This window comes from Hydrogenophaga sp. T2, assembly GCF_049843535.1.
Lineage (GTDB): Bacteria > Pseudomonadota > Gammaproteobacteria > Burkholderiales > Burkholderiaceae_C > Hydrogenophaga > Hydrogenophaga crocea.
In genome coordinates, this window is record NZ_JBBHZJ010000002.1 from 624,523 (window position 1) to 637,397 (window position 12,875).

At 71.7% G+C, this 12,875-nt stretch carries 13 protein-coding genes; 5 read left to right on the forward strand and 8 right to left on the reverse strand.

Annotation, left to right across the window (positions count from 1 at the left end; genetic code table 11):
* Positions 1 to 91: 91 nt before the first annotated feature.
* Genes WDZ95_RS06615 through WDZ95_RS06625 form a run of 3 tightly spaced genes read left to right on the forward strand, consistent with a single transcriptional unit; the run spans position 92 to position 2,970 of the window.
* Complete coding sequence (locus WDZ95_RS06615; RefSeq protein WP_425777140.1) at positions 92 to 1,123, forward strand: AraC family transcriptional regulator; 1,032 nt, start codon at positions 92 to 94, stop codon at positions 1,121 to 1,123.
* Positions 1,124 to 1,177: 54 nt separating this feature from the next.
* Positions 1,178 to 1,858, forward strand: coding sequence for a Fe2+-dependent dioxygenase (locus tag WDZ95_RS06620; RefSeq protein WP_425777142.1), 681 nt, complete (start codon positions 1,178 to 1,180; stop codon positions 1,856 to 1,858).
* Entirely contained in the window at positions 1,843 to 2,970 is a 1,128-nt protein-coding gene (locus WDZ95_RS06625; protein ID WP_425777144.1) for an alpha-hydroxy acid oxidase, read from the forward strand. Before WDZ95_RS06620 ends, WDZ95_RS06625 begins: the two co-directional genes overlap by 16 nt.
* A 13-nt stretch (positions 2,971 to 2,983) precedes the next feature.
* On the opposite strand, the gene WDZ95_RS06630 is transcribed toward WDZ95_RS06625, so the two are convergent.
* Both WDZ95_RS06630 and WDZ95_RS06635 read right to left on the reverse strand, forming a co-directional pair.
* Complete coding sequence (locus WDZ95_RS06630; protein WP_425777146.1) at positions 2,984 to 3,625, reverse strand: HAD family hydrolase; 642 nt, start codon at positions 3,623 to 3,625, stop codon at positions 2,984 to 2,986.
* Entirely contained in the window at positions 3,622 to 4,023 is a 402-nt protein-coding gene (locus WDZ95_RS06635) for a YchJ family protein (protein ID WP_425777148.1), read from the reverse strand. The genes WDZ95_RS06630 and WDZ95_RS06635 overlap by 4 nt, the downstream gene beginning before the upstream one ends.
* A 97-nt stretch (positions 4,024 to 4,120) precedes the next feature.
* Between WDZ95_RS06635 and WDZ95_RS06640 the strand changes: the two genes are divergently transcribed.
* On the forward strand, positions 4,121 to 4,825 hold the full coding sequence (locus WDZ95_RS06640) for a glutathione binding-like protein (protein ID WP_166229786.1): 705 nt from the start codon (positions 4,121 to 4,123) through the stop codon (positions 4,823 to 4,825).
* Between the two features lie 18 nt (positions 4,826 to 4,843).
* Here the strand turns inward: WDZ95_RS06640 and WDZ95_RS06645 are convergent, their stop codons facing one another.
* A complete protein-coding gene (locus tag WDZ95_RS06645; protein WP_425777150.1) occupies positions 4,844 to 6,307 on the reverse strand; it encodes a TrkH family potassium uptake protein in 1,464 nt (487 codons plus the stop codon).
* A gap of 13 nt (positions 6,308 to 6,320) precedes the next feature.
* On the reverse strand, positions 6,321 to 7,718 hold the full coding sequence (trkA, locus tag WDZ95_RS06650) for a Trk system potassium transporter TrkA (protein ID WP_425777152.1): 1,398 nt from the start codon (positions 7,716 to 7,718) through the stop codon (positions 6,321 to 6,323).
* A 138-nt stretch (positions 7,719 to 7,856) separates the two neighbouring features.
* Between trkA and WDZ95_RS06655 the strand changes: the two genes are divergently transcribed.
* Positions 7,857 to 9,182, forward strand: a complete 1,326-nt coding sequence (locus WDZ95_RS06655) for a hypothetical protein (protein WP_425777154.1) — start codon at positions 7,857 to 7,859, stop codon at positions 9,180 to 9,182.
* A 13-nt stretch (positions 9,183 to 9,195) separates the two neighbouring features.
* Here the strand turns inward: WDZ95_RS06655 and WDZ95_RS06660 are convergent, their stop codons facing one another.
* From WDZ95_RS06660 to WDZ95_RS06675, 4 genes are read right to left on the reverse strand one after another with little or no spacing between them, the layout of a single operon-like run.
* Complete coding sequence (locus WDZ95_RS06660; protein ID WP_425777156.1) at positions 9,196 to 10,326, reverse strand: acyl-CoA dehydrogenase family protein; 1,131 nt, start codon at positions 10,324 to 10,326, stop codon at positions 9,196 to 9,198.
* The gene (locus WDZ95_RS06665) at positions 10,327 to 10,962 is read right to left on the reverse strand and encodes a pyridoxamine 5'-phosphate oxidase family protein (protein WP_425777158.1); all 636 of its coding nucleotides are present in this window, start codon (positions 10,960 to 10,962) and stop codon (positions 10,327 to 10,329) included. It lies immediately after the preceding gene.
* Positions 10,963 to 10,972: 10 nt separating this feature from the next.
* On the reverse strand, positions 10,973 to 11,641 hold the full coding sequence (locus WDZ95_RS06670) for an SDR family oxidoreductase (RefSeq protein WP_425777160.1): 669 nt from the start codon (positions 11,639 to 11,641) through the stop codon (positions 10,973 to 10,975).
* On the reverse strand, positions 11,638 to 12,819 hold the full coding sequence (locus WDZ95_RS06675) for an acetyl-CoA C-acyltransferase (protein ID WP_166229774.1): 1,182 nt from the start codon (positions 12,817 to 12,819) through the stop codon (positions 11,638 to 11,640). The genes WDZ95_RS06670 and WDZ95_RS06675 overlap by 4 nt, the downstream gene beginning before the upstream one ends.
* Between the last annotated feature and the right edge of the window lie 56 nt (positions 12,820 to 12,875).

The window sequence follows — 12,875 nt, forward strand, 5'->3', positions numbered from 1 at the left end:
GGCGCGAGGGTACACCCCGGCGGCGGCTTTCCGGTCGCCACGGCGGTAGCAAATCGCGCCACGCTTTCGGGCATGATGGCACACTCGCGCGATGGCCAACGCCCTGCCCGACACCGCCGATCTGCACACCGGCCCCGCGCTCACGCCCATGGCGCTCGTGAAGGCCATGGCGCTGGCCTACCGGGCGCGCGGCATGGACCCGTCAGGCGCGCTCGCACAGGCACAAATTCCGCCAGCACGGCTGAACGACCCCCGCGCACGCATCACGGCCGCGCAGATGGAGGCGGTGTCGTACGCGGCCATGCGCGAGCTCGACGACGAGGCCCTGGGCTGCTTCGAGCGCGCGCTGCCCTGGGGCAGCTACGGCCTGCTCGCGCGCGCCTCGCTGTCGGCGCCCACGCTGGGCGTGGCGCTCAAGCGCTGGTGCCGCCACCACGGTCTGCTCGCGCAGGCCATCGCGCTCTCGGTCGAGGTGGCGGGCGAGCGCGCCGAGATCGTGCTGCGCCTGGTGCGCGACCCGGGCCCCATGGCCGAACTCAGCGCGGTCTCGGTGCTGCGCAACATCCACGGCCTCGCGGCCTGGTTCATCGACTCGCGCATCCCGCTGCTCGACGCGCGCTTCCCCTACCCCGCGCCGCCGCACGTGGCGGCCTATGCGGTGCTGTTCGACGCGCCCAGCCGCTTCGGCGCGCCCGAGGCCGCGATCGCCTTCGACGCGCAATACCTGGCGCTGCCGCTGCGCCGCGACGAGGCCGCCATGCGCCAGCTGCTGCAGCGCGCGCTGCCGCTCACGGTGCGCTCGTACCGGCGCGACCGGCTGCTGGTGCAGCGCGTGCGCGACCTGCTCGCCAACCAGCCGCTGGCGGCGCACAACGCCGACGACATCGCCGCGCGGCTGCACACCTCGGCGCGCACGCTGCACCGGCAGCTCAAGGAAGAAGGCGCGAGCCTGCAGGCGCTCAAGGACGCCGTGCGGCGCGAGCGCGCGAGCCAGCTGCTGCTGCGCACGAACCGGCCGATCAAGCAGGTGGCCGAGGCCGTGGGCTTTCGCAACGAGAAGAGCTTCATCCGCGCCTTCCGCGCCTGGACCGGGCACTCGCCGGGCGACTGGCGCCAGCGCTGAGCCGGTTCGCGGCACAATCGGGAATAATTCTCATTTGCCAAGATCGCCCCGACCATGATGCTGCGAATCCCCCAGGTGCTGACGCCCGAGCAGGTGCGCCAGTGCCGCCAGTTGCTCGACGCGGCCGACTGGTCCGACGGCCGCGCCACCGCGGGCCACCTGGCCGCGCAGGTCAAGCACAACCGCCAGCTCGGTGACGACCAGCCCGCGGCGCGCGAGATCGGCGAGCTGGTCCTGCAGGCGCTGGGCCGGCACCCGCTGTTCGTGTCGGCCGCGCTGCCGCTCAAGGTGCTGCCGCCGCGCTTCAACCGCTACGAGGGCGGCGGGCACTACGGGCCGCACGTGGACGCGGCGGTGTTCAGCGTGCCGGGCACGCCGCACCGCATCCGCAGCGACCTGTCGGCCACGCTCTTTTTCAGCGAGCCGCACGAGTACGAGGGCGGCGAGCTCACGGTGCAGGACCACTTCGGCCCGCACAGCGCCAAGCTCGCCGCGGGCGATCTGGTGCTCTACCCGGGCACCAGCCTGCACCACGTCACGCCGGTCACGCGCGGCGTGCGACTGGCCGCGTTCTTCTGGGTGCAGAGCCTGGTGCGCGACGACAGCCAGCGCAGCCTCATGTTCGAGCTCGACACCGCGATCCAGCAACTGGCGCGCGACACGCCGGGCCACCCGGCCCTCGACCGGCTCACGGGCGTGTACCACAACCTGCTGCGGCAATGGGCGAACACCTGAAGCCGCCGCTGGCGCAGATCCCGCCCACGGTGGCGGCCGTGGCCGACTACGAGCCGCTCGCGCGCGAGCGCATGGGCGCGCCGGCCTGGGCCTGGCTGCAGGGCGGCGCGGCCGACGAGATCACGCTGCGCGAGAACCGCGCGGCCTTCGAGCGGCTGCGGCTCGCGCCGCGGGTGCTCGCCGAGCTCGCCGGCGGCCACACGCGGCTCACGCTGCTGGGCCAGGCGCTCGACCACCCCCTGCTCGTGGCGCCCATGGCCAGCCACGGTCTCGCCCACCCCGACGGCGAACTGGCCACCGTGCTGGCGGCGGCCGCCATGCGAACCCCGGTGGTCGTGAGCACGCAGTCGGGCACGCCGCTGGAAGCGCTGGCGCAGGCCGCGGGCGCCGCCCAGCCTCCCATGCCGCTGTGGTTCCAGCTCTACCTGCAGCCCGACCGCGGCTTCACGCGCGCGCTGGTGCAGCGCGCCGAGGCCGCGGGCTACCGCGCGCTGGTGCTCACCGTGGACGCGCCCGTGAGCGGCGCGCGCAACACCGAACAGCGCGCGGGCTTCGTGCCGCCGCCGGGCCTGGGCGCGGTGAACCTGCAGGGCGCCAGGCCCCTGCCGCCGCACACCGCGCGCCCTGGCCAGCCGCCGCTGTTCGGCAGCCCGCTGCTCGACGCCGCGCCCACCTGGCGCGACATCGCCTGGCTGCGCGAACAGACCGCGCTGCCCATCGTGCTCAAGGGCGTGCTCGCGCCGGCCGACGCGGTGCGCGCCGCCGATGAAGGCCTGGCCGGCGCGATCGTCTCCAACCACGGCGGGCGCGTGCTCGACACCGTGCCCGCCACGCTCGACGCGCTGCCCGCGATCGCGCAGGCCGTGCAGGGCCGGCTGCCGCTGCTGCTCGACGGCGGCGTCCGCCGCGGCACCGACGTGTTCAAGGCGCTCGCGCTCGGCGCCTCGGCGGTGCTGGTGGGCCGGCCGGTGCTGCACGGCCTCGCGGCCGCGGGCGCGCCGGGCGTGGCCCATGTGCTGCACCTGCTGCGCACCGAACTCGAAATGGCCATGGCGCTGTGCGGCTGCCGCACGCTGGACGAGATCGACGCCTCCCGGCTCTGGCGCGGCTGAGCCGCGCGCCGGCTCAGAGCCGCAGCTCGCGCATGTGGTGGAACACGCGCGCCACCGGCAGGCCCTCGAAGGCGCGGCCGTGGCCCTGGGCGCAGAAGCCCCACACGGTCGCGCCCGCGGCCAGGCCGGCCTGCGCGCCGGGCGCGGTGTCCTCGATCACCAGGCAGCGCTTGGGGTCCACGCCCAGGTGCGCGGCCGCGGCCAGGTACACATCGGGCGCGGGCTTGGAGCGCGGCAGGTCGTGGCCGCTGAACACCGCGTCGCCGAAGTAGCGCGACAGGCCCACCTTGTCGAGCTGCATCAGCACCTTGGGCTTGTCGGCGCCCGAGGCGCAGGCGATGCGCCCGCCGGTGTGTGCGTGCACCTGGGCCACGGCGTCGTGGATGCCTTCGATGGCCTGCAGCTCGGCCAGCAGCCGCGCGTTGCGGCGCACATAGAAGCCCTTGAGCCAGTCTTCGCTGAAGGGGCGGCCCGTGTGGTGCTCGATCAGCGCGCGCTGGTCGCGCACCGCGCGGCCGATGAACAGGCGTTCGCAGTCTTCGGCGCTGATGGCCCAGCCCGCTTCGGTGAGCAGCTCGCGCAGCACGCCGTTGGTGATGGGTTCGCTGTCCACGAGCACGCCGTCGCAGTCGAACAGCACGGCCTCGAATGTCATGCGGTGTCCTTGGTGATGAAGTCGCCGTCCACGTAGAACCACTGGCCGCCCTCGCGCACGAAGCGGCTGCGCTCGTGCAGCCGGTGGGCACGGCCCGCGCTGCGCGAGCGCGCCACGAACTCGACCTCGGCGCGGTCGGGGGCGGTGTCGCGCCGCGCGCGCACTTCCAGGCCCAGCCACTTCACGCCGGGCTCGAGGTCCAGCGTGGCCGGGCGCGTGCTCGCATGCCAGGTGGCGAGCAGGTGGGCCGCGTCGCCGCGCACGAAGGCCGTGTAGCGCGAGCGCATGAGCGATTCGGCGTCGGGCGCGGGCACACCGGTGCCCAGGTAGCGGCCACAGCAGGCGCTGAACGCGGGGCCGCGGCCGCAGGGGCAGGCGTCGGGGGCGGGGGTGGGCATGGGGCTTTGCAAAGAGGCCGGATTATCGATGCCCCTGTGCGGCATGGGCCTTCCGGCGCCGGTTCCACAATGCGCGCTCCCCCCACCAGGAGACCCCATGAGCCCCCTCGACAGCTTCCCCATCACGAAGAAGTGGCCCGCGCAGCACCCCGACCGCCTGCAGCTCTATTCGCTGCCCACGCCCAATGGCGTGAAGGTGTCGATCGCGCTCGAAGAAACCGGTCTGCCCTACGAGCCGCACCTGGTGCGCTTCGACACCAACGACCAGCTCTCGCCCGAGTTCCTCTCGCTCAACCCCAACAACAAGATCCCCGCGATCATCGACCCCGACGGCCCCGAAGGCCGTCCGCTCGCGCTCTGGGAATCGGGTGCGATCCTGGTCTACCTGGCCGGCAAGACCGGCCGCCTGCTGCCCACCGACACCGCGGCGCGCTACGAGACCCTGCAATGGCTGATGTTCCAGATGGGCGGCATCGGCCCCATGTTCGGCCAGCTCGGTTTCTTCCACAAGTTCGCGGGCAAGGACTACGAAGACAAGCGCCCGCGCGACCGCTACGTGGGTGAGAGCAAGCGCCTGCTGGCGGTGCTGAACCAGCGCCTCAAGGGCCGCCGCTGGATCATGGGCGACGAATACACCATCGCCGACATCGCGGTCTTCCCCTGGGTGCGCAACCTCGTGGGCTTCTACGGCGCGGGCGATCTCGTGGGCTTCGCCGACTTCCCCGAGGTGCAGCGCGTGCTCGACGCCTTCGCGGCCCGCCCCGCGGTGCAGCGCGGCCTCAACATTCCCGCCCGCGACTGAGGCGCCGCCGGGGCGGCGCTACTTGCGCCAGAAGTGCCCGGTGAACAGCACCAGCACCGTGAGCAGTTCGAGCCGCCCCATCATCATGGCCGCGCTCAGTACCCAGAGCTGGGCGTCGCTGAGCACGCCGTAGTTGCTGGCCGGCCCCACCACGCCCAGGCCGGGGCCGATGTTGTTGACGGTGGCGATGACCGCGGTGAACGCGCTCACGATGTCCAGGCCCGTCATCAGCAACAGCATGGTCAGGCCCACGGTGGCCGCGCCGTAGATCAGCATGAAGCCGAACACCGCGTTCATCACCGGCGCGGGCACCACCGCGCCGGCCAGCGTCACCGGATTCACCACGCGCGGGTGGATGATGCGCACCAGCTCGCGCCGCGCCTGCTTCACCAGCAGCACCATGCGGACCATCTTGATGCCGCCGCCCGTGGAGCCCGCGCACGAGGCGAAGCAGCCGAGGAAGATCAACAGCACCGGCAGGAACACCGGCCAGGCCGCGTAGTCGGTGGTGCTGTAGCCCGTGGTGGTGGCCAGCGACACCACGTGGAACGCCGCGTTGCGCAATGCGGTGGGGAAATCGGCGTACACGCCGTGCGCGAGCAGCATGAGCGTGACCACCGCGATGGCCACGGCCAGCACCACGAGGTAGGTGCGGATCTCGCGGTCGCCCGTGATGGGGCGCAGCGAACGGTGCTTGAGCACCACGAAGTAGCGCAGGAAGCTGATGCCCGCCATGGTCATGAAAGCCGTGGCCACCCACTCGATGCGCGCCGAGTCGTAGTGGCCCAGGCTCGCGTCGTAGGGCGAGAGCCCGCCCAGGCCCATGGTGGTGCACATGTGCATGAAGGCGTCGGCCCAGCCCATGCCGGCCCAGCGGTAGGCCAGCATGCAGGCCACCGAGAACAGCACGTACACGCCCCACAGGCCGCGCGCGGTCTCGGCGATGCGCGGGGTGAACTTGGTGTCCTTCATGGGGCCGGGTGTTTCGGCGCGGTAGAGCTGCATGCCGCCCAGGCCCAGCAGCGGCAGCACGGCCACCACCAGCAGCATGATGCCCAGGCCGCCGATGAGCTGCAGGAAGCAGCGCCACACGTTGATCGACACCGGCAGCGCGTCGAGCCCCGAGATCGCCGTGGCGCCGGTGGCGGTGAGCGCGCTCATGGCCTCGAAATAGGCCTGGCTCACGGTCAGGCCGGGCACCGCGTAGTGCAGCGGCACCGCCGCGTAGAGCGGCAGCACCACCCACACCAGGTTCACGAGCAGAAAGCCGTCGCGCGGCATGAGTTCGCGCCGGTGGCGCTTGGTGGCCATCCACAGCAACCAGCCGCTGAGCGCGGTGGCCGCGAAGCCCAGGGCCCAGACCTGCACGTGGTGGTCGCGGTCGAGGAACCAGGCCCAGGCCAGCGGCACCAGGAAGGTGGGCGAAAAGGCCAGCAGCACGCGCGAGAACACGCAGAGAACGGGCAGCCAGAGGGAGTGCATGGCGGGCGCGCGTTCAGCCGAAGAAGGTGGCGCTGACCTGGAACAGCTTTTCGACCTCGCGCACCAGGCGCTTGTGCGGGATGAACAGGATGATGTGGTCACCATCCTCGATCAGCAGGTCGTGGTGGGGCATGAGCACCTCGGAGTCGTGGCCCTCGCCGCGCACGATGGCGCCGATGCGCGCGCCCTTGGGCAGCTTCACCTCTTCGATGCGCCGGCCCACGAGCTTGCTGGTTTTCACGTCGCCGCGTGCAATGCCTTCGAGCGCCTCGGCCGCGCCGCGGCGCAGGCTGTGCACGGCCGCCACGTCGCCGCGGCGCACGTGGGCCAGCAGCTCGCCGATCACCGCCTGCGAGGGCGAGATCGCGATGTCGATGGTGCCGCCCTGCATCATGTCGGCGTAAGCACGGCGGTTGATGAGCGCCATGACGCGGCGCGCGCCGAGCCGCTTGGCCAGCATGGCCGACATGATGTTGTCCTCGTCGTCGCTCGTGAGCGCGAGGAACATGTCCATCTCGCCCACGTTTTCCTCTTCGAGCAGGTCCTCGTCGGCGCCGTCGCCCTGCAGCACCAGCATGCTCGAGGGCAGCTGGCTCGCGAGGTACTCGCAGCGCCGGCGGTCGCGCTCGAGCAGCTTCACCTCGCACTGCCCCACCAGGCTGCGCGCCAGGCGCAGCCCCACGCGGCCGCCGCCCGCGATCATCACGCGCTGCACCGGCTGGTCGGTGTTGTGGATGGCGGCCAGCACGTCGCGGATCTTGTCGGTGTCGGCGAGCACGAAGACCTCGTCGCCCGCGAGGATGCGCGTGGACGGCGTGGCCTCCATCTCGGTGTCGAGCCGGTAGAGCGCCACCACGCGCATCTCGCAGCGGGTGAAGCGCTCGCGGAACTCGCCGATGGTGTGGCCCACGAGCGCGCCGCCGTGGCTCGCGCGCACCGCGATCAGGCTGGCGCGGCCGCCCGCGAATTCGAGCACCTGCAGCGCCTCGGGGTAGCTGATGAGCTGGTGGATGTAGCGCGTGACCGAGGCCTCGGGGCAGAGCACGTGGCTCACCGAGAAGCTGGTGCGCGAGAGCTGATCGTCGCCTTCGCCATCGGTGAACTCGGGTGAGCGCAGCCGCGCGATGGTGGTGGGCACGTTGAACACGTCGTGCGCCACCTTGCAGACCACGAGGTTGGTCTCGTCCTGCGCGGCGCAGGCGATCACCATGTCGGCGTCCTTCACGCCGGCGTCGCGCAGCACCGAGGGCTGGATGCCGTTGCCCACCACGCCGCGCAGATCGAGCTTGTCTTCGAGCAGGCGCAGCCGCGCGGGGTCCATGTCGATGACGGTGATGTCGTTCTGCTCCGACACCAGGCTCTCGGCCACGCTTTCGCCCACGCGGCCCGCACCGAGGATGAGGATGTTCATGGGAGCGGGATCATATGCGCGCGCGACATCGGTGATCGCAACAGCAGGACCCGGCCCACCCCACCCGCCACCCAGGACGCGCGCCGCGACGGCGCCCGCCTGTTGTCCCCTGTTGTCCGTTCGCCAGCGAGAGGCCCCATGTACCTGCACAGCGCCCCCAAGCCCCCTTCCACCCCACCCCGGTCCACCGCCGGCCTGCCGCACACGCCCGCACCGCCCGACCCCGTGAACCCGCCGGACGCGGCGGGCCTGCCCACCGGCGAAGCCGGCGCCGCGCAGGGCGCGGGCGATCGCGCGACGGCGCAGGACACGGCGGTGGCGGCAGCGGTGGCGGCCATCGTCGCCCACCCCAGCTTTCCGCACGCCGACGTGATGCAGGCCCTGCTGCTCGCCTGGGGCGGCTGGTGCGGCAGGGCGCAGGACTTCGTGAACACGGTGGTGGTCGAAAAGGAGGGGCTGTTCAAGGCCTATCCCGATGCCCGGGCTGCCTTCGGCCAGGCCCTGCAGGCGGCCGTCGCGCAGCAGCTGCCCGACGCCCTGCAGCGGGCCCTGGGCCGGGTCATCGAGGACAGCGGCCCCTCGTACACGCGCCGGAAAGCCGCGGTGATCGCCTGGGCGAACGCGTCCGGCGCCCCGGTGCGGTCCGCCTCGCACCCGGACGCACCCATCCCCGTCCTCCCCACCCCCACGCTGGCCGAGTCGGTCGCGAACGCGGTGGAAACGGTCATGCGGCAGCTGCCCGACACCGCGCCGATGGGCCATCTGCTGAACGCCCTGGCGTTCGCCTGGGGGCGCAGCTACGACACCGACCCCATGGGCGCGTGGCGCACGCAGCCCACCCTGCCCGCGCACCCCCCGAAGTCGTTCATCGCCTTCATCCAGACCTTCAACAGCACCAAGCAGAACCTGCGCGCCCGGTGCCCGGGCCAGGAGGCCCTCATCGCGTTCAACAACGCCATTCGCGCGGCCCTGCTCGCGCGGCTGCCGCGCCCACTGCAGGACGCCTACCCCCAGTGGCCGCCCGGCACGGACTACGCGCTGCAGCGGCAGCAGGCGCAGCAGTGGGTGAAAGACGAGCAGGCGCTGTTCGAGAAGAACCTGGTGCTGCTGGTGGACCGCGTCACCCCGCGCAACCCGTCGCCCGCCGAAGTGCTCGGCCTGCTGGCCCACACCTGGGGCTTCGAGCCGCCGGCGCTGACAGCCCCGCACGAGGCGATACAGAACCGGCACACCCTGCACACCTGGCAGATCGAGCAACAGGCCCTGATCGCGACGTACGGCGCACCCGTGCACGGCGACATCCGCGCCGCAATGCGCGAACGCCTGCTCGACGCGCTGCCCGAGGAAATGAAGAACGCCTACATGCAGCTCGAGGCGCTCGGGCTGGCGCCGGCGCAGGCCCACGAAGACCCCTGGGAGCTGCGCTGGATGCGGGCCTGCCTGAAGAACCTCAAGGACCTGTGAGCCCGGCGCGCGCTCAGGCCAGCGCGCGCTGAATCAGGATCTTCTGCACGTCCGAGGTGCCTTCGTAGATCTGGCACACCCGCACGTCGCGCCAGATGCGCTCGACCGGGAAGTCGCTCACGTAGCCGTAGCCGCCGTGCACCTGGATCGCGTCGCTGCAGACGCGCTCGGCCATCTCGCTCGCGAACAGCTTGGCCATGGCGGCTTCCTTCAGGCAGGGCCTGCCGGCGTCGCGCAGCGCGGCCGCGTGCAGCACCAGGGCGCGCGCGGCCTCGATCTGCGTCGCCATGTCGGCCAGGCGAAAGCCCACGGCCTGGTGGTTGAAGATGGGCTGGCCGAAGCTCTCGCGCTGCTTGGCGTACGTGAGCGCGCATTCGAAGGCGCTGCGCGCCATGCCGATGCTTTGCGCGGCAATGCCGATGCGCCCGCCTTCGAGGGCCGACAGCGCGATCTTGTAGCCCTCACCCTCCTGGCCGATCAGGTTCTCGGCCGGGATGCGGCAGTTCTCGAAGTTGATCTGCGCGGTGTCGCTGCTGTGCTGGCCCACCTTGTCCTCGAGCCGCGCCACCACGTAGCCCGGCGTGTCGGTGGGCACGAGGAAAGCGCTCATGCCGCGCTTGCCCGCGGCCTTGTCGGTGACGGCAATGACGATGGCCAGGTGCCCGTTCTTGCCGCTGGTGATGAACTGCTTGACGCCGTTGATCACGTAGTCGCCGCCCTGCTTCACGGCCGTGGTCCGCAGCGCCGACGCGTCCGAGCCCACGTGCGGCTCGGTGAGGCAGAAGGCGCCGAGCATCTGGCCGGCCGCGAGCGGGCGCAGCCAGCGCTCCTGCTGCTGCGCATTGCCGTAGCGCAGCAGGATGGCGTTGACCGGGCAGTTCGTGACGCTGATCGCGGTGCTGGTGCCGCCGTCGCCGGCGGCGATCTCTTCGAGCACGATGGCCAGGGTCACGTAGTCGAGGCCGGCGCCGCCCAGGGCCTCGGGCACGCAGATGCCGTAGGCGCCGAGTTCGGCGAGCCCGCGGTGCACGTCGTGCGGAAAGTGGTGTTCCTTGTCCCACTTCGCGGCATTCGGCCAGAGCTCGGCCTGGGCGAAGGCGCGCACGGCGTCGCGCACGGCTTCCTGGTCGGGGGTCAACAGCATTCAGCGCTCCGGGTCGGGGGTTCGTTCCTGGGCGAGCTGCGCGAGGTAGCGCGCGCGCGTCGCCTCTTCGCTTTCCAGCTCGACGGCGGCGCCGAGCTGGTCGCGGATCATCTGGTTCATGGTGGGCAGGCCGCTGCGCTCGGGCCAGCTCTCGGGCGACCACAGCTTCGAGCGCATGAAGGCCTTGGCGCAGTGCAGGTAAACCTCGTGCACGGTGATCTCGATCACGAGCCGGGGGCGCTGGCGTTCCTGCGCGAAGGCGTCGCCGAATTCGGGCTCGTCGCGCAGGCGCGCGCGGCCGTTCACGCGCAGCGTTTCCTCCACGCCGGGGATCAGGAAAACCAGCGACAGCCGCGGGTCGGCGAGCAGGTTCTCCAGCGTGTCCAGGCGGTTGTTGCCAACCGAGTCGGGCAGCAGCAGGGTGCGCTCGTCGCGCACCTTCACGAAGCCGGGCGCGCCACCGCGCGGCGAAGCGTCGAGCAGCCGGCCGTGCACACCGCTGCTCGCGAGCACGCAGAACGGCGAGCGCTCGATGAAGCGGCGCGCGTGCGCGTCGATGCGGGCCATCTGCTTGAGCAGCGCGCGTTCGCGCGGCTGGCCGTAGAGCGCGCGCAACTGGTCGATGGTGTGGATCATGGTCGTTCGCTCACCAGCCGTCGAAGGCGCGGCCATCCTGGTCGATGAAGGCACCGCGTTGCGCGGGCGTGAGGCGCGCGAGCGTGGCGCGCATGCGGCTCACGCTGTCGTCGACGGTGAGCGGCGCCGCGGCGCCGCCCATGTCGGTCTGCACCCAGCCCGGCGACAGCGCCACCAGCGTGGCGCGCGGGTACTGGTGCTGGGCACAGGCCACGGCCATGTTGAGCGCGGCCTTGCTCGCGCGGTAGAGCCAGCCCCGGCCGTCGGGCACGCCGCGGATCTGCGCCATGGCGCTCGAGATGAAGCCGAAGCGGCCGCCCGCCTCGTCCACCAGCGGCGCCACCTGCGGAATCGCCTGCATGGCGCCGAGCAGGTTGGTGTGCATGGCGAGGTCGAAGGCCTCGCGCGTGGGGGGCACGCCGGCGTCGATGCGCGGGAACACGCCGGCCACATAGAGCGCGGTGTCGAGCTTCTCGCCATCGAGCTGCCAGGCCAGGCCGCTGATGCTCGCGGGCTGGGCCACGTCGATGCGCAGCGCCTCGGCGCCGAGTTCGCGCAGACGCTGCAGGCCCGCGTCGTCGCGCGCGGTGGCGATCACGCGATCACCCGCTTCGCGGTACTGGCGCACGAACTCGAGGCCGATGCCGCGCGACGCGCCGATGACGAGGACCGTGCTCACACCAGCTCGATGGCCATGGCCGTGGCCTCGCCGCCGCCGATGCACAGCGTGGCGATGCCCTTCTTGCCGCCGCGCGCCTGCAGCGCGTGGATCAGCGTGACCAGGATGCGCGCGCCGCTGGCGCCGATGGGGTGACCCAGCGCGCAGGCGCCGCCGTTCACGTTGACCTTCTCGTGCGGCACCTTGAGCTCGGCCATGAGCGCCATGGGCACCACGGCGAAGGCCTCGTTGACTTCCCACAGGTCCACGTCCTCGACCTTCCAGCCGGTGGCCGCGAGCAGCTTCTGCGTGGCGTACACGGGCGCGGTGGTGAACCAGTTGGGTTCCTGCGCGTGCGTGGTGTGGCCCACGATGCGCGCGATGGGTTTGGCGCCCAGGCGCTGCGCGGTCGAGGCCTTGGCCAGCACCAGCGCGGCCGCGCCGTCGTTGATCGACGAGCTCGAGGCGGCGGTGATGGTGCCGTCCTTCTTGAACGCGGGCTTGAGCGCGGGGATCTTGTCGAGCTTGATCTTGCCCGGGCCTTCGTCCACCGAGACCACGCGCTCGCCGCTGCGGTCTTTCACGGTGACGGGCACGATCTCTTTCGCGAAGGCGCCGCTCTCGGTGGCGGCCTTGGCGCGCGTGACCGAAGCGGTGGCGAAGGCGTCCTGCTGCTCGCGCGTGAACGCGTATTTGGCGGCGCAGTCCTCGCCGAAGGTGCCCATGCTGCGGCCCGGCTCGTAGGCGTCTTCGAGGCCGTCGAGCATCATGTGGTCGTAGATCTTGTCGTGGCCCATGCGGTAGCCGCCGCGGCCCTTGAGCATGAGGTAGGGCGCGTTGGTCATGCTCTCCATGCCGCCCGAGACCATCACCTGAGCACTGCCCGCCACCAGCAGGTCGTGCGCGAGCATGGTGGCCTTCATGCCCGAGCCGCACATCTTCGAGAGCGTGACCGCGCCGGTGGACAGCGGCAGGCCGCCCTTGAGCAGGGCCTGGCGCGCGGGCGCCTGGCCCTGGCCGGCCATCAGGCAGTTGCCGAACAGCACCTCGTCGACGGCCTTGGGATCGACGCCGCTGCGCTCGACCGCGGCCTTGATGGCCGCACCGCCGAGGTCGTGTGCCGACAGCGCGGCGAAGTCGCCCTGGAAGGCGCCCATGGGGGTGCGTGCGGCACCGAGGATGACGATGGGATCGGACATGGTGTGCTCCTGTGTGAAAGGGAATTCAGGCCGCGGCCGGGGCATGGCAAGGGCGC

Coding starts and splice junctions, on each gene's coding strand:
- WDZ95_RS06615 (WP_425777140.1), top strand. CDS start 92: ATGGCCAACGCCCTGCCCGACACCGCCGATCTGCACACCGGCCCCGCG.
- WDZ95_RS06620 (WP_425777142.1), top strand. CDS start 1,178: ATGATGCTGCGAATCCCCCAGGTGCTGACGCCCGAGCAGGTGCGCCAG.
- WDZ95_RS06625 (WP_425777144.1), top strand. CDS start 1,843: ATGGGCGAACACCTGAAGCCGCCGCTGGCGCAGATCCCGCCCACGGTG.
- WDZ95_RS06630 (WP_425777146.1), bottom strand. CDS start 3,625: ATGACATTCGAGGCCGTGCTGTTCGACTGCGACGGCGTGCTCGTGGAC.
- WDZ95_RS06635 (WP_425777148.1), bottom strand. CDS start 4,023: ATGCCCACCCCCGCCCCCGACGCCTGCCCCTGCGGCCGCGGCCCCGCG.
- WDZ95_RS06640 (WP_166229786.1), top strand. CDS start 4,121: ATGAGCCCCCTCGACAGCTTCCCCATCACGAAGAAGTGGCCCGCGCAG.
- WDZ95_RS06645 (WP_425777150.1), bottom strand. CDS start 6,307: ATGCACTCCCTCTGGCTGCCCGTTCTCTGCGTGTTCTCGCGCGTGCTG.
- trkA (WP_425777152.1), bottom strand. CDS start 7,718: ATGAACATCCTCATCCTCGGTGCGGGCCGCGTGGGCGAAAGCGTGGCC.
- WDZ95_RS06655 (WP_425777154.1), top strand. CDS start 7,857: ATGTACCTGCACAGCGCCCCCAAGCCCCCTTCCACCCCACCCCGGTCC.
- WDZ95_RS06660 (WP_425777156.1), bottom strand. CDS start 10,326: ATGCTGTTGACCCCCGACCAGGAAGCCGTGCGCGACGCCGTGCGCGCC.
- WDZ95_RS06665 (WP_425777158.1), bottom strand. CDS start 10,962: ATGATCCACACCATCGACCAGTTGCGCGCGCTCTACGGCCAGCCGCGC.
- WDZ95_RS06675 (WP_166229774.1), bottom strand. CDS start 12,819: ATGTCCGATCCCATCGTCATCCTCGGTGCCGCACGCACCCCCATGGGC.